The organism is Roseburia sp. (assembly GCF_041325975.1).
Classification (GTDB): Bacteria; Bacillota; Clostridia; order Lachnospirales; family Lachnospiraceae; genus Roseburia; species Roseburia rectibacter.
On sequence record NZ_JBGLEJ010000004.1, the window covers coordinates 1,045,675 to 1,067,962 of the forward strand.

General features: G+C 42.2%; 17 protein-coding genes and 1 pseudogene. All 18 read right to left on the bottom strand.

All coding sequences use genetic code 11. The features are described 5' to 3' along the window. Nucleotides 1-23 precede the first annotated feature (23 nt). Complete coding sequence (locus tag ACDD58_RS08250) at nt 24-1,406, bottom strand: sodium:alanine symporter family protein (protein ID WP_117920305.1); 1,383 nt, start codon at nt 1,404-1,406, stop codon at nt 24-26. A 170-nt stretch (nt 1,407-1,576) separates the two neighbouring features. Further along, nucleotides 1,577-3,298, bottom strand: coding sequence for a methyl-accepting chemotaxis protein (locus tag ACDD58_RS08255; RefSeq protein ID WP_118772381.1), 1,722 nt, complete (start codon nt 3,296-3,298; stop codon nt 1,577-1,579). A 210-nt stretch (nt 3,299-3,508) separates the two neighbouring features. Continuing rightward, the gene (locus ACDD58_RS08260; RefSeq protein ID WP_117920196.1) at nt 3,509-4,444 is read right to left on the bottom strand and encodes an ABC transporter ATP-binding protein; all 936 of its coding nucleotides are present in this window, start codon (nt 4,442-4,444) and stop codon (nt 3,509-3,511) included. Further along, on the bottom strand, nt 4,431-5,522 hold the full coding sequence (locus ACDD58_RS08265; RefSeq protein WP_117920198.1) for an ABC transporter ATP-binding protein: 1,092 nt from the start codon (nt 5,520-5,522) through the stop codon (nt 4,431-4,433). The genes ACDD58_RS08260 and ACDD58_RS08265 overlap by 14 nt, the downstream gene beginning before the upstream one ends. 16 nt (nt 5,523-5,538) lie before the next feature. Next, nucleotides 5,539-6,609, bottom strand: coding sequence for an ABC transporter permease (locus ACDD58_RS08270; protein ID WP_006857402.1), 1,071 nt, complete (start codon nt 6,607-6,609; stop codon nt 5,539-5,541). Between the two features lies 1 nt (nt 6,610). Further along, nucleotides 6,611-7,546 (bottom strand): ABC transporter permease, encoded by a 936-nt coding sequence (locus tag ACDD58_RS08275; protein WP_370776896.1) that lies wholly within the window; start codon nt 7,544-7,546, stop codon nt 6,611-6,613. 218 nt (nt 7,547-7,764) lie between these two features. After that, complete coding sequence (locus ACDD58_RS08280; protein WP_370776899.1) at nt 7,765-9,480, bottom strand: peptide ABC transporter substrate-binding protein; 1,716 nt, start codon at nt 9,478-9,480, stop codon at nt 7,765-7,767. Nucleotides 9,481-9,897: 417 nt separating this feature from the next. Further along, nucleotides 9,898-10,650, bottom strand: coding sequence for a ThiF family adenylyltransferase (locus tag ACDD58_RS08285; RefSeq protein ID WP_117920208.1), 753 nt, complete (start codon nt 10,648-10,650; stop codon nt 9,898-9,900). 37 nt (nt 10,651-10,687) lie between these two features. Then, nucleotides 10,688-11,497, bottom strand: coding sequence for an ATP-dependent sacrificial sulfur transferase LarE (gene larE / locus ACDD58_RS08290; protein ID WP_117920306.1), 810 nt, complete (start codon nt 11,495-11,497; stop codon nt 10,688-10,690). Nucleotides 11,498-11,657: 160 nt separating this feature from the next. Beyond that, nucleotides 11,658-12,560: a PdaC/SigV domain-containing protein gene (locus ACDD58_RS08295; protein ID WP_117920211.1), complete on the bottom strand. Its 903-nt coding sequence runs from the start codon at nt 12,558-12,560 to the stop codon at nt 11,658-11,660. A 42-nt stretch (nt 12,561-12,602) separates the two neighbouring features. Beyond that, complete coding sequence (locus tag ACDD58_RS08300) at nt 12,603-13,256, bottom strand: HAD family hydrolase (RefSeq protein ID WP_117920213.1); 654 nt, start codon at nt 13,254-13,256, stop codon at nt 12,603-12,605. Between the two features lie 139 nt (nt 13,257-13,395). Continuing rightward, nucleotides 13,396-14,424 (bottom strand): aldo/keto reductase, encoded by a 1,029-nt coding sequence (locus ACDD58_RS08305; RefSeq protein ID WP_370776903.1) that lies wholly within the window; start codon nt 14,422-14,424, stop codon nt 13,396-13,398. A gap of 68 nt (nt 14,425-14,492) precedes the next feature. Further along, entirely contained in the window at nt 14,493-16,433 is a 1,941-nt protein-coding gene (locus ACDD58_RS08310) for an LTA synthase family protein (protein ID WP_370776905.1), read from the bottom strand. A gap of 222 nt (nt 16,434-16,655) precedes the next feature. Beyond that, nucleotides 16,656-17,420 carry a PleD family two-component system response regulator gene (locus tag ACDD58_RS08315; RefSeq protein ID WP_370776907.1) on the bottom strand — a complete coding sequence of 255 codons (765 nt, stop codon included), beginning with the start codon at nt 17,418-17,420 and terminating at the stop codon, nt 16,656-16,658. Then, the gene (locus tag ACDD58_RS08320) at nt 17,413-20,145 is read right to left on the bottom strand and encodes a response regulator (protein WP_370777474.1); all 2,733 of its coding nucleotides are present in this window, start codon (nt 20,143-20,145) and stop codon (nt 17,413-17,415) included. The genes ACDD58_RS08315 and ACDD58_RS08320 overlap by 8 nt, the downstream gene beginning before the upstream one ends. 217 nt (nt 20,146-20,362) lie before the next feature. Further along, nucleotides 20,363-20,596, bottom strand: a complete 234-nt coding sequence (locus ACDD58_RS08325; protein ID WP_117920220.1) for a purine biosynthesis protein PurH — start codon at nt 20,594-20,596, stop codon at nt 20,363-20,365. A 55-nt stretch (nt 20,597-20,651) separates the two neighbouring features. Continuing rightward, nucleotides 20,652-20,900 (bottom strand): annotated as a pseudogene (locus tag ACDD58_RS08330) (ABC transporter ATP-binding protein); the annotation flags it as partial. 109 nt (nt 20,901-21,009) lie between these two features. Continuing rightward, nucleotides 21,010-22,203 carry an HNH endonuclease domain-containing protein gene (locus ACDD58_RS08335; protein WP_243102967.1) on the bottom strand — a complete coding sequence of 398 codons (1,194 nt, stop codon included), beginning with the start codon at nt 22,201-22,203 and terminating at the stop codon, nt 21,010-21,012. Nucleotides 22,204-22,288: the final 85 nt, after the last annotated feature.

Here is a 22,288-nt window from a genome sequence, read left to right on the forward strand (position 1 = left end):
TTTTAAATGATATGATACATTTATTATTTTGAGGATTCAAATTCTTTTAATGCCGCAAGTGCCTGTCCGCCAAGCAGATACAGGATTCCTGTATTAAAAATGGTCATCAGTCCGATTCCTACATCGCCAAGATCCCATACAAAAGTATATGCTGCAATTCCTCCAATAAAAAGCATAACCAAGGCAAGTATCTTATACAATGTCTGCCAGATCCATTTGTCACCAAACAGATAAGCAACATTGCTTCTGGCATAAAACAGAATACCTAAGAATGTGGAAAAACTGAATAAAAACAGTGTCACGGCGATGAATATCACGCCAAATTCACCCAGATGATAGCGCATTGCCGATTGAAGCAGATCCATGCCCTCTTTTCCCGCCACGACATTTTCCGGTGCTGTAAGCATGATCATTGCAGTACAGCTGCAGATCACGATCGTATCAATAAATACACCAAGTGCCTGTGTCAGTCCGGCGCTGACCGGCGTCTCACATTCGGCTGCTGCGGCAGCACATGGTGCAGAGCCGGAACCGGCTTCATTTGAAAACAATCCCCTTTTTACGCCATTCATAAGGACAGCGCCGAAGCCGCCGGAGACTGCCTGCCTGAGTCCAAACGCTTCCTCAAAAATCCGACCAAAAACCGCCGGAATGCTACCAATATTTTTCAGGATAATAAATATTGTAATTACAAAATAGCAGACCGCCATAACCGGCACGACCACGTCAAGCACTTTTACCGTCGCATTTTTCCGAAGGACGATCACCGCCGCAATCGCAACCAGTACGATTGTTGTGTAGAGTGGCGGAATGCCAAATGCATTTTCAAAGGATGATGCCACGGAGTTACTGATAACCTGGCTGATGCCGCACCAGCAGATCAGTCCTGAAATTGCAAAAAGTACCGCGATCAGTACATGCTTTTTCTTCTTTTTTAATTTTTCTTCACAGAAATGATGGATATAATATGCGGGACCTCCGCGATATCCGCCATACAAAGGATCTTTCTCCTTGTGTAACTGTGCGAGCGTCCCCTCCACAAATGCGGTCGAGGAACCGATCAGCGCTGTCACCCACATCCAGAACACAGCACCGGCACCGCCTGCTGAGATTGCCGCTACAACGCCTACCAGATTTCCCATGCCGACTCTGGTAGCCGTCGATACGATCAGCGTCTGGAATGTGGAAAGACTGTCCTTATTTTCCTTTTTTGCCATAAGTGCTTTTATCATATCCGGGAAAAGCCTGACCGGCAAAAATCTTGTGCGGATCGTAAAATAGATTCCTGTCGGAATCAGAAGAATTACAAGTAAAGAAATACCTATGCTGCTTTCCTGCGGCAAAGGGATCGTAATCAGATCTCCCCATAAAAATGCGTAGACCTTTTCAATAACCGAGACTATCATAGTATATACCTTTTCCATCCTTAGTTTGTACTTTCTCTATCATACTATAGATTGTCTCTTTCATGCAATAAACAAAAAAAAGATCCGCAGCATAAGCCACGGATCTTGTCTACCGTTTATACCACTCATTTTTTACAAATAAAGTGCACTCCATTTTATGTCTGATATTTTTATTCTGTTAAATTTTCAATTTCCGGAACTTTAAATTTCTGGATCATTCCCTGCAGACTCTCTGCCTCACTGCTCATCTCCTGACTGGCAGCCGCACACTCCTCAGATGTTGCAGAATTTGTCTGCACAACATCATTGATCTGCTCAATTCCCTCATTGATCTGCTGGATTTCTGTTGTCTGTGTCTCTAATGTATCCGCAATATGTGTAACTTCTTCCGTAATCTGCTTAGAGTTCTCTGCTACCTCCTCCAGCTGTGCCGCAGTCTCTTCCGCAATTATCATACCTTTTTCTACCGCATTCACAGATGTTTCGATCAGTGATGCTGATTCTTTTGCCGCCTGGGCACTCTGTTCAGCTAATAAATTTACCTGATTCGCTACAACTGCAAATCCTTTTCCTGCCTCTCCGGCCCTTGCCGCTTCAATAGAAGCATTCAACGCCAGCAGATTTGTCTGGGAAGCAATTTCATTAATTGTTGCAATAATCTTATCAATCTCTTTTGATGCCTCATTAATCTCATGCATAGAAGCAACCATTTCATGCATCTTACCATTGCTGTCTGAAATGGCATTTCCAAGTTCATCCACTCTTCCACTGATTGCTTTTGCAGATTGTGAATTTTTTTCTACCTGTTCAGAAACTCCGGCAACTGTAGCCGTCAGTTCTTCTACAACCGCTGCCTGATTCGTAGCTCCATCTGCAAGATCATTGGAACTTGATGCCACCTGGTCTGCTGCACTTGAAACCTCACTCGAAACATTTTTAATTCCTTTGATCGTTTCTGCCATACTCTTCTCAAATGACATGAAAGAATTTAAAATACCGACAAAATCTCCCTTCCACTCTACTTCCGGCTGAACATCAAAATTTCCTTCTGAGAACAGTTTCATTGCACGATCAATATCATCTACATAAGTTCCCAAAATACGAATTGATTTGCGCATACTGTGCGCCAGTCTTCCAATCTCATCCTCCGAATGATATTCCAGCGTACTGTGTAAATTTCCTTCTGTCAGTTCCTTTGCAACGTCTTCCACTGCACGTAACGGATCCAGAATTGTTTCAAGTACCTTTTTACTTGTTACCTTAGCCAGTGTGCATGCATAAACCAGACAGATAATAATACACACAATTCCTGCAACAGCAAAAATAATTGTAGTTCTTGCAGACTGCTCACTTACTTCATCTGTGATCTCATCTAATCTTATGGCAATTTCCACAAGTTTATTTAATGCAGGTGTACAACTATTAAAAATTTCATCAATCGCTTTCTCTTTTTCGCCATTTTTAATTTCTTCTATAATCGAATAACCAATGTTTCCCCAATCAGAAAGAGCAGATGCATACTCATTATATTCCTCATCCGGTAAGACTTTGGTTTTCTTTAATATTTCCAGCTGCGAATCCACTTCTGTAAGCTGCTTTTTTACAGTCTGCTCATAACTGTCATAAGCAGATGTATCATTATTTAATGCCATTTCCCTGATATTTCTCGCTGACGCATTCACATTGATCCTGCAGATTTTTACCGCCTGATCCGCAGCATTGACATCATCTATATAATGTAACATATTAGCAAATAACACACCTATGACCACGATAGAAAACAGCCCCGAAATCAACATCATAATAATGACTTTTCTGTAGCCATAGTTTATCCTTTCCTTCAAACGCATATTTTCCAATTTGTTTTTCATTGTACTCTTTTGTGACAACATAGATTGTTATTTCCTTTCTCTTTGAATTTTTTGAATTTTTACTCTTATATACCAAAATCCATTTTCAAAGTCAATAAGGTTTCGGTTTAAATTTTATATTCTATTTTTCACATAATATTCAGTACTCCCATCCCCAAAAAATTCAGCACTTTTACCAAAAAAGGAAACCACCACACCCCGGCTCCCGGTTTGTGATGGTTTCCTATTATATTATTCTGTCCATTTCTTAAATTCTTCATCCGTACATTTCACATAATGTGTCCCGGACACCAGATGATCCGTTCCTTTATTGTAATCAATGCCGGAAGTCTTGTAATCGTAGCTCAATGCCACACGATTCTTTTCCACGACCGGATTCGGTGCAGGTATCGCAGAAAGAAGGCTCTTCGTATATGGGTGGATTGGATTCTCAAAGATTTCCTCCGTTGTTCCGGTCTCTAAAAGATGTCCCAGATGAAGTACCCCGATGCGATCCGAAATATATTTGACCATGGAAAGGTCATGTGCGATAAACAGATAAGCAGTTCCGGTCTCCTGCTGGATATCCTTCATCAGGTTTACAACCTGTGCCTGAATGGAAACGTCCAGCGCAGAGATACACTCATCTGCAATGATCAGTTTCGGGTTCATGATCAGCGCTCTCGCAATTCCGACACGCTGTCTCTGTCCACCGGAAAACTGATGCGGATAACGGCCCGCATGCTCCGGCGCAAGTCCAACCTTTGCCAGAATATTTTTGATCTTTTCCTCACGCTCCGCGCGTGTCTTGTACATGTGATGGATATCTAAGCCCTCGCCAATGATGTCGCGCACTTTTTTTCTTGGATTTAAAGATGCCATCGGGTCCTGGAAGATCATCTGCATCTGTGTGCGCAGTGCCTGGCTGTTTGCCTTATTGATCTTTCCGCTGATGTCCATTCCATTGAAATTGATCTCGCCGGCAGTCGGATCATATAGTCTTATGATGCTTCTTCCGATCGTTGATTTTCCGGAACCGGATTCGCCGACCAGACCATATGTCTCACCCGGATAGATCTGGAAACTTACGTTTTCTACCGCATGCACGGTATATGTATTACTTACCTTAAAATATTGTTTCAAGCCTTTCACGGTAAGAAGAGGCTTACTGTTTTCATTCACCGTCATCGATCTTAGCCTCCTTCTTCATTCGCGCAATACGCTCTTTTAATTCAAGCGGCATCTCTGCCTTCGGTGCCCGCGGATCTAACAGCCAGGTTGCCGCATAATGCGTATCTGTGATCTGGAACATTGGCGGCTCAGCCTTGTCATCGATCTCAAGCGCAAACTGGTTACGCGGTGCAAACGCATCGCCCGGTTTCTCGTTTAACAGGTTTGGCGGCGAACCAGGGATCGTGTAAAGCCTCTCGTCCGCGGTATCAAGATCAGGCATTGCGGAGAGCAGTCCCCATGTATACGGATGCTTCGGATCATAGAATATCTCATTGATCGTACCTTTCTCGACGATTTTTCCGGCATACATGACATTGACGTAATCTGCAACTTTGGCAACCACGCCGAGGTCATGTGTGATGTAAATAACGGAAATGCCTCTCTCTTTCTGTACTCTGCGGATCAGCTCGATGATCTTTGCCTGAATCGTAACATCCAGTGCAGTCGTCGGCTCATCACAGATCAGAAGATCCGGGTTACAGGCAAGCGCGATGGCAATGACCACACGCTGTCTCATACCACCGGAGAGCTGATGCGGATAGTTTTTCATACGTTTTTCCGCATCCTCGATGCCAACCTCTTTTAAAAGTTCTACTGCCTTATCCCAGGCTTCTTTCTTCGGTGTCTTAAAATGCCAGATCATACCTTCCATGATCTGTTTTCCGATCGTCATGGTCGGATCAAGACTTGTCATCGGATCCTGGAATACCATGGCAATTCTTTTTCCATTGATATGGCGTCTGATCCACTTTTTATCTTTTGTTAAAATGTCTACCGTCTGCGGCGTTCCATCCGCATGATGATAGGAAAATTCTATGGTACCGCCTGTTACTTTTGCATTGGATGCCAAAATACCCATGGCAGCTTTCATTGTTACGGATTTACCGGAGCCGGACTCACCAACGATCGCAACTGTCTCGCCCTTCATCAGGTCAATATTGACTCCACGGATAGCGTGCACGCTTCCTGCAGTCGTCTGAAACGTAATATCCAGGTCCCGTATTTTTAAAATCTGTTCTTTTGTCTCTGACATATACGAATCCCCTTTCTTACATTTCTTTCAGCTTCGGATCTAATGCTTCACGTAAACCATCTGCTACAAGGTTAAAGCTTAACATCAGAAGCGCCATTACAACGATCGGCGGAATGATCTGGTACGGATGTGTGGTAAAACTGTTAAATCCTTCGGAGATCAGTGAACCAAGTGAACACTGCGGCACCGGAATACCAAGACCTACGAAACTTAAGAACGCCTCGGTAAAGATCGCTGTCGGGATGGAGAACATTACCTGTGTAATGATCGGTCCAATGATATTTGGCAGAACTTCTTTAAAGATAATAAAGAAATTTCCTGCTCCAAGTGTCCGTGATGCAAGTACAAATTCCTGCTCTTTTAATTTGAGCATCTCAGCTCTTGCGATACGGCTCATGCCGACCCACTCTGTCAGCATCAATGCAAAAATAATGGTAAGCATACCCGGCTGCAGTACTAATAATAAAAGAGTTACAATAACAAGACGCGGAATACCGTTCGCGACCTCCAGAAACCGCTGCATGAACATATCGACTTTCCCGCCAAAATATCCGGAGATCAGTCCATAGCTCATACCGATCACCATATCGATGATAGCGGCTGCTACGGCGATAATCAGGGAAACGCGTGCGCCGGACCAGGTACGTGTCCAGATATCACGTCCGAAGTTATCACTTCCGAACCAGTAGTAAAGATCATCTAAGCCTTTTTCTTCATAGTAATTGATCTTTTTTGTTCCGGTCGTTGTTTTCATGCCCTCACTGCCATCGAAGATGCCAAGTTTTTCAAGACCTTTTACCCTCGGTGCAAAGTTTTTCTGTGTCAGTGACTGTTCGGAGTAACTGAAATCATTCATCCCCGGGCCAATAATTGCAAATACCGTAATGATAATGATCAGGATCAGACCGATCACTGCACTGATTTTTTTGAAATAGCGGATCAATACGTCTTTCCAGAAACTCTGTGCTGCAAAGTTGTCATCTAACGCAAGTTCGCCATCCGTATGTTTAAATTTAAAATCCGCCTCGACCGGTATGTAGCCGGCAGCATCATTTCCCACATTCATGGTATTTTCCTGTGACACCATATCAGTCTCCTTTCTTTGCCAGACGAATTCTCGGGTCAATGATTCCGTAAAGGATATCTACCACAAGCATGATGGCAATGTACATTGCAGAATAAATAAAGCTTAATGCGATAACCACGTTGTAGTCGTTCGACTGAATGGCATTTACCAGAAGACTTCCGACACCCGGTATTGCAAATATTTTTTCAACAACCAGAGAACCGGTCATCAGATCGACAATCAGCGGTGCAAGCACGGTGATGATCGGGATCAGTGCATTTCGCAGTGCATGTTTAAAAATCAGCGCTGAACCCGAAATTCCTTTGCTCTCCGCAAGCAGCATATAATCGCTGCCGAGTACCTCAAGCATTTCACTTCGTGTAAAACGTGCAATCGACGCCATCGTAAACATCGAAAGTGAGATACTAGGCAGCACGCTTGATCCGAAAATATCGCTCTCCGAAAACAGCATCGGGAACCACCCTAATTTAAATCCGAAGTTATAGCTGAGTGCCAGCGCGAACACATACGACGGTACCGACACACCGATAACTGAAATGATCGTCGCTAACGAATCCCATATCGTGTCATGTTTTAATGCCGCGAGAAGTCCAAGCAAAAGCCCGACCACGGCACCAATCAACACCGCATATCCTCCGATACTGATGGAGATCGGAAGTCTTGTCTTTATCAACTGGGAAATTGGTGTATTCTTTGAGATATTGTAACTTACGCCGAGATCTCCCTTTAACATATTGCCTACATATTTCACAAACTGTACCGGCAACGGCTGATCCAGTCCATATTTCGTATACAGCGCTGCTCTCTGGTCTGCATTTAACTTCTCATCGTTGAATGGAGAACCCGGCATCAGCTGCATCAAAATAAACAGAACGAGCAAAATTGCAAGCAACGTAAACAGAGACGTAAAGATTCTCTTAAGTGCATATTTTTTCACGTTCTAATCCTCCTTTAGTTTTGCGGAGCAAAATGCGACTGCCTTTGCAGGAGCAGAGGATTTTCCTCCTTTAGTTTTGCGTTCACGACATAGGAAATTCCTGCCTCATTTCCTATAGCGTCAACAATATGATGAAATTGCCGCACCAAAGTTTTGCACTTTAGTGCGGCTATATTCATTTTCCTGCAAAACAGAATATTTACTGTTTCAACACTTTTTTATTCGGTCTTTACAGCATCTTTGTATACACGGTTGATAGCTACCGGATGATACTCAACGCCCGTTACTTTAGAAGAAAGCATCTCTGCGTTGCACTGTGTGTAAAGCGGATAAATAACTGCCTCATCCATAACAATCTTCTCAGCATCGTAGAGTCTTGCCCAGCGTCCCTCTGCATCTGTGCAAAGATCACCGGTTGTACACTCATCAATGATTGCATCGTAATCTGCGTTGCTCCACAGACCGTAGTTGTTAGAGTTATCTGTTACCCACATTCCAAGATATGTCATCGGATCTGCGTAGTCCGGTCCCCAACGTGTTAAACCCAACTGGAAGTTACCGTTCTGCATGTCTTCCACACGCTGTTTCTTCGGCTCAACAACCAGGTTTACGGTCAGTCCAGGAAGAGTTGTCTCCCACTGCTCTTTTAATACCTGCGCTACTTTCTGAGGTGCATCATCTGCATCTACTACCATGTCTAAAGTGATCTCAGATTTTCCAAGTTCCTCTAAACCTTTTGCCCAGTAATCTGCTGCTTTTTCTGTATCATATACACACACATCAGAGAATTTCGTCTGATCTTCGGAGAAGTCAGATCCATCCGGTCCTGCTGCAAACTGCATCGGAACTGCTGTGCATGTAGAAGCAGAACCATCTTTTAATACATCTGCTGTGATGGCATCACGGTCGATTGCCATTGTCATTGCAAGACGTACATTTAAGTTTGCGAGTTCAGGTACTGCGCTGATGTTAGGGCTGACATACCATAAGTAGCCTGCACCAACGGTTGTGAATTCAGGATCATCTTTTACCTGGTCAACCTGCTCACCGTTTACTAATGTTGTATCAAGCGCTCCTGTCTGGTAGCTCATTAATGCCTGCTGTGAATCCTGGATTACCTGATAACTTAATCCGGAAAGTTTTACTCTGTCGGTATCATAGTAGTCTGCATTTTTTGTTAAATGGAATGCAGTTGCTGCCGGCTGATAAGAATCCAGCACAAATGCACCGTTTGATAATACTGTCTCAGGACTTGTTGCAAATGTATCTCCACAGGAAGTAAAGAACTCCTCATTTACCGGATAGAAAGTCGGGAAATACATCAGAGAAGTGAAATAGCTGACTGGTACATTCAGTTCAACCTGAAGTGTATTGTCGTCTACTGCTGTCACACCAAGTTCACTCTTGTCTTTCTCACCTGCGATGATCTCTGCTGCATTTTTGATCTGACCGATATCGCTTAACATATATGCATACTCTGATGCGACATCCGGATCAACTGCTCTCTGCCATCCGAATACGAAATCTGCTGCGGTAACCGGTGTGCCGTTGCTCCATTTTGCATCGGTACGAAGATGGAATGTATAAGTTAAACCATCGTCTGATAAATCATAGCTTTCTGCAATTGCCGGAACTGCCTGTCCGTCTGCATCCATCTGCATCAGACCGTCGGTGTAATCAGCGATTACCTCAAAGGATGTTCCGTCGGTAGCCTGCTGCGGATCGAGTGACTCGACCGGAGTTTCAAGCATAACATTCATGTCTGATGCGCTTGCTGCGGCATCTGTTCCTGCAGCATCACCTGCTGCGCTGCCTGTCTCTGTGCCTGTGGTCGTTCCCTGTGTTGCAGAAGAACTGTTCCCGCCACAGCCTGCAAGACCAAGCATCATTGTTCCGGCCATCAAAATAGCCAAAACTGCTTTGGTTTTTTTCATAATAGTAATCCTCCTTGTTTTGCGGAGCAAAATGTCTGCTATGCCTGCATAGCATGTGCCTCTTGCAGGAGCAGAGGATTTTCCTCCTTGTTTTTGCGAAGCAAAAATCCGAGTCCTCTGACGAGGAGAGGATTTTCCTCCTTAATAAAAATGCGCAAAGATGGCTCTTTTTCTCTGCGCCCCTTTACGCTGATAACACTTTATCACATTGCATTGTCAAATGCAAGTATTATGTTATACATTTTGTACTTTTGTACTAATTTTTTTATTATATTCTGTTTTTGTCTATTTTTTTCTAAAAACAGGCAAATTCACACACAAAAAAATAGGTGAAATACCTTTTCATGTATTTCACCCATAACTTTTTTAATCTTCCTCATGTTCCCTGCATCAATATTTTAAATATTTTTGTAAGAATTATTTTGTAAGGTCTTTTATAACTTCCCCTGCAAGGATCAGACCTGCCACAGACGGTACAAATGCGATACTTCCCGGAATATCACGGCGTTCTGTACATTTATGGACTGTTCCAGGCGGGCAGACACAATGTGAACGGCAGCTGATACTCATATCTTCGATCGGTCTTGTCGGCTGTTCCTTAGAATATACAACTTTTAACTTTTTGACGCCACGTTTTTTTAACTCACGGCGCATGACACGGGCAAGCGGACAGACTGTCGTCTTATAAATATCTGCTACTTCAAATTTGGTCGGATCTAATTTATTGCCGGCTCCCATACAGCTGATCACCGGTACGTTACACTCTTTTGCCCGCATGATGATCTCTAATTTGGCTGTAACTGTGTCTACTGCATCCACGACATAATCATATTCGGAAAAATCAAACTCATGTGCATTTTCCGGCAGATAAAAACATTTTCTTGCTTCCACCTTCGCATCCGGATTGATCTCTAAGATGCGCTCTGTCATCACATCAACTTTATATTTTCCAACTGTCTTTCTGGTTGCAATGATCTGACGGTTGATATTGGTCAGGCAGACCTTGTCGTCATCCACGATCACAAAAGATCCGACTCCGCTTCTTGCAAGTGCCTCCACAACATAGCCGCCAACTCCGCCGATCCCAAAGACCGCAACTTTCGCATTGGCAAGCCGTTCCATATTATCCGCCCCAAGTAATAACTGGGTTCTCGAAAATTGATTTAACATATCCTGTATATCTCCTGTTATCTCTATTGCTATTTCACTATAGTGTCTCATTCATACTTCCCATACGGTATCCACCAAGATCAAGTGTCACATAGGAAAATCCCAGTTGTTTCAGGTAAGAATAAATCTTTTCCCGGTTTTCCCCGGAAACCAGTCTCTCAATCTCATCCGGCAGCACTTCAATACGCGCAATATCCCCATGGATTCTTACGCGCACCTGATGAAATCCCAGATCAAGCAATAACTGTTCTGCCTTATCTACCATACCAAGTTTTTCTTCAGAGATCGTCTCTCCATAAACAAACCGGGAGGAAAGGCACGCAAATGACTGCTTGTCCCATGTCGGCAATCCCATTTCTTTGGAAAGTGTGCGGATCTCTTTTTTATTCAGTAAGGCCTCTCTGAGCGGACTTTTGATTCCAAGTTCTGCTACGGCTACAAGTCCCGGACGATAATCGCCGTTATCATCCATATTCGAACCCTCTGCTACGGCATTGATCTGATATTCATTTGCGATTTCAAGTATTTTTTCAAACAGCTCATGCTTGCAAAGGTAACAGCGGTTCTTCGGATTCTGCCGGAATCCCTCGATATCAAGTTCTTCTGACTTGCACACGATATGTCTGATTCCCTGTTCCTTGCAAAACTGCTTTGCCTCCTCTAACTCCCTTTTCGGAAAAGAACAGGAGGATGCGGTAACTGCGATCACATGATCTGCACCAAGTGTTTCTTTAGCAGCGGCAAGCAGAAATGTAGAATCCACTCCGCTGGAAAATGCAACGGCAACACTGCCCAATGATTTTAAATATTCCTGTAAATTTTTATATTTTTCCTGTACTGACTGCATAACAATCCTTCTTCTTACTGCCTTTTTATAAAAACTATATTTTTCCATTAATTCCTAGTTTTCTCATAGGTTCTATGTATTTTAACATGATATGATGTGAGTGTCAAAAGATATGACAAAGCGGACGTCAAATGCTTCTGCATCCAGCGCCCGCTTCCGTCTAATCCAGTCTTACCACTGCATAATCACCCATAGCATGATTGACATAAAAGATCACATATACTTTCCCATCATGCATGTAAGATTCTCCTGTTGTCTCATCTGTTCCATAATCCTCCGGATCGCCATCAAAATGAGCAAGGCTTGCTGCAAGTGATTCCTCTGTCGGTTCCATCCAGATAAAATTAAATTCCAAAATATCCTTCATCGTGATTTCTGCAGAAGGATTTCCATCTGCATCCAGTACCGTATACCCCTGCGCGCTGCCTCCATCCTCTTTCCCGGCAAATAAAATTTTTGCTGTCTGATCCGGATCGGCAAAATCAGAAAATGTCATTTTTTCGCCGGTCTTCATGTTAATGTTAACGGATGTAAGTGCTGCGGACGGATGTGCCGCTCCCTCATAATTATAATAACCCTGACAGGTCAATGACAATATATCCTGCGTCTGTTCCTGTACGGTGTAGGTAAGCATTACAGAATCGTTTGCGCCAAGGCTCATCTCCTCTGTATCTCCTGTCATTTCCCCGGCAGCCTCTTTCGCAGTAGTTTCAAAGTAGTTATTCCATTCTTCCTGCTTGTCGGTATTACTCCATCCTGTGATCTTCGGGTAAGAAATATCAACCAGCTCTGTTTTTTTATAACTTACCATCTCTACCTGATAATCACTCTGTGCTTCCTGTTCTGCTTCTGTCCCATCGGCAATGTCTGTTGTTTCTGCCCGCTGTGTATCTCCAGAAGATTCTGTGTCATCTGCCTGTGCCTCATTCTGTACCGTGCTTTCACTCGTTTCCTGACGGTCTGCGCTATTGTCCGCACCGATACTCTTATTTTCACCACAGCCTGCTGCAAACATCAATGACAGTGACAATGCTACAATCAATATAAAGTTTCTTTTTTTCATGCAAAATTCCTTTCCTCTGCAGACAGACTAATCTGCCATCCTCTACTGCTCTAAAAATTTTACAATATCCTCTGGTTTCTCTGCAAAATGTGTTGCTCCATGTTCGATCAGAAACTCCTTATCACGGAATCCCCAGAGTACCGAGATACATGGCAGTCCGGAATTTTTTGCTGTCATGACATCCACATCTGAATCCCCGATATAGACGGCTGTATCAGCAGATTTACCCAGTTCTTCCAGTGCAGTTTTTACCATATCCGGTGCCGGTTTTCTCGCCACACCTTCGCGTTCTCCGATCGCAGCCTGCACGATACCTTCAAAATAAATTTCATTCAATTCTTTGACGGCAAAATCAATCTTATTAGAAACGATCGCAAGGGCATAACCTTTTTCTTTTAATTCACGAAGCAGCGGAACCACACCATCATAGGCTCTGGTTTTGTCATTGCAGTGCTCTCCATAATATTTTTTAAATATGGAAAATGTTTCTTCAAATTTTGGATTATCAAATCCTCCCGGAACAGAAAGTTCCATCAGACGACGCACACCGTTTCCAACGAATGAACGCACTTCACCGATCGTGCGCTCCGGCATCTGCATCGTGCGCAGTGCATGATTGGTGGCATCCGCCAAATCCTCTAACGTATTCAATAAAGTTCCATCCAGGTCAAAAACGACTGTTTCATACTTTTTCATAATGAACCTCATTTCCAGACAGCTTATATTTCACACTGCCATTATCTTCCTGATATTGACTCTTACGGTTTCCGCAGGCACCTGTTTGTAATCTTCTAATTAGCACTCACGTTCCCCGCAGGCATCTGTTTGTGATCTTCTAATTAACACTCACGTTTCCGGCAAGCACCTGTTTGTAATCTTCATAATTTTTTGCCAGAAGCGCAGGTGTGTCAAGCCCATACGGACATTTGCTCTTACACTTATTGCAATGTAAGCAGTTTTCAATTTTCTTCATCTTAGCCTGAACCTCAGGTGTGAGCTGCAGCGCTGACGGGGAACGACGGAGCAGTAATGACATGCGGGCACAGTTGTTGATCTCGATACCCGCCGGACACGGCATACAATAACCACATCCGCGGCAGAAATCTCCCGCAAGTTCTTTTCTGTCATGCTCGATCAGCGCACGGATCTCATCGGTCATAGCTGGCGGATTGTCAATATAAGAAATAAATTCGTCCAACTCTTTTTCTCTCTGCACGCCCCAGATCGGCAGTACATTTTCATACTGCGCTTCAAATGCATAGGCTGCTGCCGAATTTGTGATCAGTCCACCGGAAAGTGCCTTCATCGCAATAAAGCCCATATTTGCCTTTTTGCATTTTTCCACCAGAGCAATATCTTTATCTGTTGCCAGATAGCAGAACGGGAACTGTAATGTCTCGTACAATCCGGATTCGATCGCTTCCTCGGCAACTGCAAGTCTGTGGTTTGTAATACCGATATGACGGATCTTTCCCTGTGCTTTTGCTTCGAGCATTGCTTCATAAAGTCCTGTTCCATCCCCCGGTTTCGGGCAGAAAGACGGATTGTGGAACTGATAAATATCAATGTAATCCGTTCTTAAATTATGCAAAGAAATGCCAAGCTGCTCCCAGAATTCGTCTGCATTATTTGCCGCTGTTTTCGTTGCAATATAAACTTTCTCACGCATTCCATCAAATGCTTCACCTAACTTTTCCTCGCTGTCCGTGTAGAAACGCGCTGTGTCAAAAAATGTAATGCCCGCTTCATACGCTTTTCTCACCAGTTTTACCGCATCCTCCGTACTGACTCTCTGGATCGGTAACGCACCGAATCCATTTTTATTTACTTTGATCCCTGTACTTCCTAGTACTACCGCTTCCATAACTCTTATTGTTTTCCTCCTTAAATCGTATTTTAACCACTATCTGCTCCCAGCCTCATCTATGCATTCTATTGTTTTAGATATGGGAAAAATAACTCACTCTTATTTCGCTTATCAAACATATTGTTATACTGCAGTATCTCATAGTTTTTCAGCCATCTGGCGTCCTCACCGGCCGCATCCTCCACATGCAAAAATCTGCCCTGTGATTTTGAATAAAAACCTCTGGAATTGACTGCAGGAATTTCTTCCATCATGTCAGCTAAAAACTGGTTATATGCCGGAAGCGTGATGCCCGCACGCTCTAATGCCAATGTAGACAGATAATTAAGACTTGTCAACTCAACATTTTCTTTTTCGCTGTCATAATTTGTCCAGATGAAAAATGGTACTGTATAGAGATTTTCAAGTTCCGACAGCGTCAGTCCCCCCAGACCTTTTCCATTCAGATACGGATAAAAGCTGGATGATAAACTTGGCTGATGATCTCCGAAAAAGACGATCTCCACCGGATCATCCACTTTTTCAAAATAGGAGATCAGATACTCTAATGCAGAATCACTCTCATGAATCAATGACAGATACTGGTTCACATCCGGATAATTGATACCGAGCATCCGTGCCTTTTCATCAAAATTATCATATTTTTCCGTATAACCACCATGATTCTGCATGGAAATACTCATGATAAATAAATCTTCATTGGACTTTTTGCTCTCATAACGGTCAACGATCTTTTCATACAGTTCCTGATCTGTAATATAATCACGTAAGATCTTGGTCTGGTCAAAATCGTCTATAAAGTGTGACTCATCAAATCCCATATTCGGATATACAATATTCCTGCTCCATCCGGTCTCATAATAAGGATGCATTGCCACACAGGTATATCCGATATTTTTCAGATCTGACACCAGCGACGTCGGCGTATCGGTAATGTACTGCTGATAGACAACCGAACCGCTCGGAAGAAATGCCATGGAGTTGCCGGTTAAAAATTCCCACTCCGAGTTCGGTGTCTTAGCACCAAATACTGAAGAAAGCGCGTGTCCCTTGATCGTATTATCTTCCAGAGAATCATAAAACGGCGTCAGATCGATATTCGTTGAGAAATTACCCACCACGCTTAAATCCGCATAAGACTCACTCATAACAACAATGATCGTCGGCTTCTTTTCTTTCCCCCCATTATCGGTATCCGTCTCTTTTGCATACTGTTTTTCCAGTTCCTGCACTGCCTCTTTCGAATATCCCTCCGGCTCCGCAATAAAGCAGTCACGGATACTTAACACAAAGTTTAAGATATAACCGTTTCTATAACTTCCCTTTTGTTCCCATGTTTCTGTCACTACAGTCTGCGTATGTTTTCCTATATATACACAGCAAAGCACGGCAAGTGAAATACAGACGATCGACATTGGAATCCTTTTTTTGAAGGAAACATGCAATTTCCGGATCAGTGCAACATACAGCGTGGAAAGAAGTATCACATACCCTGCCCTTACATCCATGACAAATTCATAATTGCCTGCCACGGATAGTCCTGTCTGAATGGACTTTAAATCACTGAAAATAAATTCATTTCCCCGAAACAAATATACAAAATAGTTGATCCCTGCAAAGGATAAAAGCACAATGTGCGAGATCAGGCAGGTTAAGCCTGTATTATTCGTAAATACCTGGACGACCAGAAAAACTACCAGGCAGCATAATACGTTTAACAGCATTTTGTTATCTGAAATCTTAGCTCTCAGTTCTGCATCCAAAAGCAGGTACTGGATATGATAAGCCGTAAAAATACCGCCGCTTCCCAGCATAAGCGCACTCCACAGCCATGACAGTTTTTCATTTAATTCAATCTTTAAGCTCTTGATTCCAAAATAAAGTACTCCAAAACCAAGCAGCACCCATATCGGAAATCGAATGACTGCAAACAGCACTGCTGCAAACACCATTGCAACTGCAAGCCGGATCAGATTCTCTTTTTCAAAATATAACTTTATCTTCATGGTTTCCTCATAATTCAATCTCTCATAGTCTCTTTTTCAACAAAGTTATTCTATCATTACATACAGATTTGTCAATTTTGTGAAGATTAAACTTTTCTTAGTTTTTTTTTTGATTTTTATTCTTCTGATATTACAGGTCCCGGTAAATGGTGGGTTTCAATATCAATAAAATACCCCCTGAGCAGATTTATATCATGCCTGCAAAGGAGGTATTTTTCCATATTATTTTGTCCGCTTTTTAAAGAAATCATCGATTGCTGCATGCAGTTTCTGTGCATCCATGCTCTTTAACAGATAACCGTCCGGCTTTAATGACATCACGTTCATGACTGTCTGTGCATCATTTTTTCCCGTCAGGAAAATGATCGGAATATTCTGAAATTCTGCATCTTCACGTATCATCTGCATAAACTGCCTGCCGTCGACGATCGGCATTTCATAGTCTAATAAGATCAGATCCGGTATATTTAAGGCAAGGTATTTGATCGCCATTTCGCTGGAATTGACCGGGATCACCTGATATTTATCTTCTAACAGTGTCTTAATATTTCGAAGTATTACCCCCGAATCATCAACTGCTAAAATCGTTCTTTTTTTCATCCTGTAATATTCATCGACCTGCCGTTTGATGTTTTCCACCATCTCCACAACATTGATCGGTCTTATAAAGATATCGGTAAACATCTGTTTTGGAAGTGTTTCCCAGAGTTTCTCAAGCTCTTCCACATTTCCCATAACAAATACAGGCGTTTTATGCTTGATCGCATGATCGACAATTACCTTGACACCTACCGCCTTTTTCAAAAGTTCTGCACTTGTACAGATCAGATAGCCCTGTGGCTGTTCTTTTGTGGTAAGCGTTGTTGCCATTGCGATATTTACTACCTTTGCTTTAACCTTTTCTTTTTCAAATGTACTCTCAAATGACTTCGTCAGATAACTCTGTTCTTCCATCAAAATAAGAAATTCTCTTTTGTCCTCAAGCATAATAAACCTCCTTTAGTCCCGCAATAACTCCGTCATGGTATCTGTCAATTCCATAATCTCTTCCATCGATCCACTCGCCATCCGAAACTTCTTTTTTGGCAGCTTCCTCCTTATCTGCATAAGGACGGAGTATCGTTTTAAAACCACGGTACATCGTAAGCAGATCCGGTGTTTTTTCCTCAAGCACTGATGTGTCTGCCTGCTTACCACAACTTTCAAGTTCCTTTGCCGCCTCTGATAACGGTACTGCACCGATCAGAAGTGCGGAACTCTTTAACGCATGTACTTCAATGACATAATCATTGATCAGACCTTCTTTCAGGCACTGTTCGATCTTATTTGCCTTGCTGTCGATCGTACGGTAAAAAATCTGGATCGTTTTCATAAGGGCTGCTTTTGAACCACAACGTTTTACCCCCTCTTCAAACGAAAATCCGTCTGTTACTTCCTGTGATCTTTCTGTCTCTGCCGCAGCATCCATATCATCCTCTGTAATAAGTTCTTTTGCCTCTTCCTTAGAAATCTCGTGTATAAGCTCTTTCGGAAGCCATAACTTTAACTGATTACAGATCCGTGTAAACTCAATCGGTTTTGCAACAAAACCATTCATCCCCACATTCAAAAATTCTTTTCTCGCATCTACCATTGCATTTGCAGTGAGTGCAATGATCGGCACTTCTTTTCGTTTTTCATCCGGCAATGCACGAATCTCTTTTGTAGCTTCTATTCCATCCATAACCGGCATCATATGATCCATCAATACCAGATCATATTGATCCTGCCGAACCATCTTAACTGCCTGCATACCATTTTCCGCGGTATCTATCTGCATCTGAAGCGGCTTTAAAAGCTCCTGCGCAACCACAAGATTCAGATCATTATCATCTACAAGCAAAATATGAGCTTCCGGCGCAATAAACAGATTCTCTGCTTCTTTTTCGATCACACTCTCCTTCTGCTGCTCGTAATTAACAGCAGACATTGGTGTCGCATCAACAATGGTCTGTTCTATCGTAAAGTAAAACTTACTTCCCTTGCCATATTCGCTTTCTACTTCAATGACTCCTCCCATCATATTGACTAAATTCTGGGAAATTGTCAACCCCAGTCCGGTTCCTTCCACATAACGGTTTCTGTCCATCTCCACGCGCTGAAACGCATCGAACAGAATTTTCTGATCTTCCTTGCGGATTCCGATCCCGGTATCTGCCACCTCATAATAAAGCATTACTTTATCCGTATTTTTCTGTCTGACATGCACGGAAAAGCGGACGCTGCCTTTCTCTGTATATTTAATGGCGTTATTCACCAGGTTTATGATGACCTGACGGATACGCCCCATATCCCCTTTCAGCTTACATGGAATATCCTGATCAATATCATAGATCAGTTCCAGACCGGAATGTCCGATCCTGTTTTCCATACTGATCCTCAGATCATGAAACATTGAACATGTATCATACGGTTCATCAAACAGCTGCATTTTACCAGCTTCCATCTTTGAACAATCCAGCACATCATTGATGATCGTAAGAAGCACACGCCCGGAACTCTGGATATTCAGCAGATATTCCTGCTCCTTCGGTGAATGCCGGGAACGCAGTAAGATCTCTGTAATTCCCACAATAGAGTTCATCGGCGTACGTATCTCATGTGACATATTCGAAACGAAGTTGGTTTTGGCACGGTTGGCATCTTCCGTCTGTAATACAAGACGCTTCATCAGATGGTTCTGCTCTATGATCTTTGTCACGTCGATAATTGTCATCATATATCCCTGTATCAGTTCATTGTCCTTTAACACCGTTTCTTCCACCTGATAATGCCGGTCTTTCCAGTCAAAAAAATCCTGACTGCCCTGAATAAATGTATATATCTTATCATCCGTGCAATATCCCTGTTCCATATTTATAGAAGTAATAATTTTATCCGCCATCGAATTTAAAAAAAGGAAACGGTGATCCGCATCTGTTACAATGACAGCTTCTTTCAGATTATCAATAATATAATTTTTTGCATTTTTGACAGGATCAAACAAGCCGTATTTTACAACGGCAATGCTCATAAAGATACAGGACAACAGAATTCCAAGAGGTGTTGGATCATCTCCTTTTAGAATTTTTAAAATGCGCAGAGACAACAGGAGCATTGGTGAAAGCATCGCTGCGATCATAAGGAAATGGATTTTTCCTTTATTGGGCATACTTCTCTGAGAGCAGTAGGAAGAGATGATGATGCCGATCGTGGTCATGATTTCTGCCAGTAAGAAAGCCATATAGACATAGTACATTGGTGCTGGAGAGATTTCCAGCGTATATCCGTTCAGGTTTGCCTTCGAAGGAGCCAGCCAGTAATCTTTATAGTATAGATGATGATAATCAACGGTTGCGATCATAACATAAAATCCCATGTTTACCACAAGGAGCAGATGAATCGCCCACTGAGGGATTTTTATATTTTTCCAGCGTATCATAAACATGAGAGCGCAGAAATTACCAAAACATTTTCCCAGGTATTCCATTTTCCCGATCACAACCATAGTTTCTTTCTGACCGCCCACAATGTAAATACTTTTTGCCACAAGTGTCACCAGACAACAGGCAATCGTTAAGATAAGCTCCCCTCTATAGTTTGTATCTTCCTTCCGGAAAACAATCACCAGTAAATCAAAAGCCACAAGAACACCAAATATATGAAGTAACAGCCACAAAACCGCAAATGTCATCACTTACGCTCCCCCTTCTGTTCCTGCACATAACTAGTACATTTTTACCATTATATCATGTCCTGGTGGGTTTGATAACTGGTTTTTCGTAAATTTTAGTTGACTTTAATTTTCAACATCTGTTGCCAAAGCTGCCCGCACTCTCTTTTTTCAAATCCGGCTGCTTTTCAAACGTACATGATGGATTCCTTTTACGAAACTCATTTGATTTTCCTCCTTATCTTCCCTGAGACCCGCAGCCTTCTCTTCCAGGCATATCCTCACTTTTCACATAGCGGGCATTGAACTCCATATTGATCTCGCGCAATTCTTTTTTCCCATCAATATAATCCTGATACATTTCCACAAGTCCTGACATGCAGCCATCGCAGGCTGCATCTATGTTTCCTAATGATTCTGCCACGATCTTTTCACGTTCTTCTTTTGTTGTCTCGGAAATTAAATATCCCATTATCATTCTCTCCTTTTTCAAGTACCATGATCGCATTGGAATTTCTTACGGTGGAAAGCCTGTGTGCGATCGTGCCTGTAAACAAATGTGTATCCTGTATTACCATGGAAAGAGAACGCCGCAGGTCATCTTTCCTGATATCTTTGACGTCGATCCCATCATATGTGATCTGTCCCGGTTTTGCAAACAATGATATTCCGTTCAGCACCGTTTTCTCCGGCACATAGCCGAACACAACATCATGGAAACGCACATCTCCCTTTAACAGTGTCAGTTCTCCTGATGACAGTTTCCACGCATAAGGCAAAAATAAACCTCTTAACTCTTTCGGCTTTACGATTTTGTATACCTGAACGGAACTTATTTCGTAAATAAATGCAAAATATCTATAAAGGTAGCCAATCCAATATATTTCATGCAAGATTCCAAATTTGGTAACCTTGCCTTCTTGCCGAATCGTATACGGGATGCATATTTTTATCCAATATCTTACAGAACTCCTCTCTTGAATTTCCTTTTCGATAAAGTTCCTGATTTGCCCAAATGGAATGTAAATTGTCTCTGTAACAGGCTTCATATAACTTGTAAATTCCAGGCTTTTCATGCATCTTTTCATATAAAATAAACTGATTATCTGCAAACTTAGAAAAAAACAAATCCCATTTTGGGAGCTTGTTATTTTTCCTGGAATTCCAAATGGAATCCATCGGCATGAGATTCCAGAGTTCATCATTCATCACAAATGAGTGTGGAATAAAATGATCCAGATCATATTCTTGTGTATTGATTGGTTCACCCTTAAATACATCTATAATTGGCGTAATTTCCATCACCGCGTCCCAAAGCTTTCTTGCATTTTCCAACTTGCGTATTTTTTCATCTGCGGAGGTAAGTTTATATACCAATCCCGGAACTTCCGGATTATTATTCTGCAGCCACCTAACCTTTTCCAACTGAATCCAACCGAGAATGTTTACGGTATTGTCCCGAATCATTTGAAACCAGTCATCTTGAAAGGTAATCACTCTTTTCAGACTTTTACCATCATTAAATGTATAGGGCAATAAGATTTCGGTCTGGCTTAGTTTGTTATAATATTCCATCATTCTTCCGGCACTACTTTCCAGATTAATCTTCTCGACTCCACGATTTGCAAATCCAGACAAAGCCTTGTAAGGAACATTTTTCGTGAGGTCTTTTTTGTAAGTGCCAAGTTCTTTATCCTCCGAAAACTCCAGCAATTTATTTATGATTTCTACGTCACTTGCATTGTTTGCAAGTCCACTTAATTTCTGTAATCTTAATACGGCTTTTTCAAGATTATCCTTAATAATTCCTTCCCCATAGATTCCACTTAAGTGGATGTGATACTCAAGAACCGGATACCAGGCATTTGATATCATTTTGTTGATGATTTCATCGTAGGCAGCTTCTTTTTTATTAGCAGATATCAGCTGCACAATTGCTTCGAGCCAATAAAACTTATAGCTGCACGTTGGAGAATTCATCATTTTAGAAAATCCATCTATGTCAAGCTTGTTGTAGTATTTCTTGTCGATGGGTAAATCAGCCAATATCTCACCTTCTCCCTTGATTATCTGTTTCAATTCGTCTTTTAAAATTGTAACTTTTTTTATTACAATTTTAAAATATCATGATGTTGGGGGCAAAACCATAAATAACTTTGCCCCT

Excerpts from the sequence above, each read along its gene's own strand:
- ACDD58_RS08250 (WP_117920305.1), bottom strand. The coding sequence starts at position 1,406 with ATGATAGTCTCGGTTATTGAAAAGGTCTACGCATTTTTATGGGGAGAT.
- ACDD58_RS08255 (WP_118772381.1), bottom strand. The coding sequence starts at position 3,298 with ATGTTGTCACAAAAGAGTACAATGAAAAACAAATTGGAAAATATGCGT.
- ACDD58_RS08260 (WP_117920196.1), bottom strand. The coding sequence starts at position 4,444 with ATGACGGTGAATGAAAACAGTAAGCCTCTTCTTACCGTGAAAGGCTTG.
- ACDD58_RS08265 (WP_117920198.1), bottom strand. The coding sequence starts at position 5,522 with ATGTCAGAGACAAAAGAACAGATTTTAAAAATACGGGACCTGGATATT.
- ACDD58_RS08270 (WP_006857402.1), bottom strand. The coding sequence starts at position 6,609 with ATGGTGTCACAGGAAAATACCATGAATGTGGGAAATGATGCTGCCGGC.
- ACDD58_RS08280 (WP_370776899.1), bottom strand. The coding sequence starts at position 9,480 with ATGAAAAAAACCAAAGCAGTTTTGGCTATTTTGATGGCCGGAACAATG.
- ACDD58_RS08285 (WP_117920208.1), bottom strand. The coding sequence starts at position 10,650 with ATGTTAAATCAATTTTCGAGAACCCAGTTATTACTTGGGGCGGATAAT.
- larE (WP_117920306.1), bottom strand. The coding sequence starts at position 11,497 with ATGCAGTCAGTACAGGAAAAATATAAAAATTTACAGGAATATTTAAAA.
- ACDD58_RS08295 (WP_117920211.1), bottom strand. The coding sequence starts at position 12,560 with ATGAAAAAAAGAAACTTTATATTGATTGTAGCATTGTCACTGTCATTG.
- ACDD58_RS08300 (WP_117920213.1), bottom strand. The coding sequence starts at position 13,256 with ATGAAAAAGTATGAAACAGTCGTTTTTGACCTGGATGGAACTTTATTG.
- ACDD58_RS08305 (WP_370776903.1), bottom strand. The coding sequence starts at position 14,424 with ATGGAAGCGGTAGTACTAGGAAGTACAGGGATCAAAGTAAATAAAAAT.
- ACDD58_RS08310 (WP_370776905.1), bottom strand. The coding sequence starts at position 16,433 with ATGAAGATAAAGTTATATTTTGAAAAAGAGAATCTGATCCGGCTTGCA.
- ACDD58_RS08315 (WP_370776907.1), bottom strand. The coding sequence starts at position 17,420 with ATGCTTGAGGACAAAAGAGAATTTCTTATTTTGATGGAAGAACAGAGT.
- ACDD58_RS08320 (WP_370777474.1), bottom strand. The coding sequence starts at position 20,145 with ATGACATTTGCGGTTTTGTGGCTGTTACTTCATATATTTGGTGTTCTT.
- ACDD58_RS08325 (WP_117920220.1), bottom strand. The coding sequence starts at position 20,596 with ATGGGATATTTAATTTCCGAGACAACAAAAGAAGAACGTGAAAAGATC.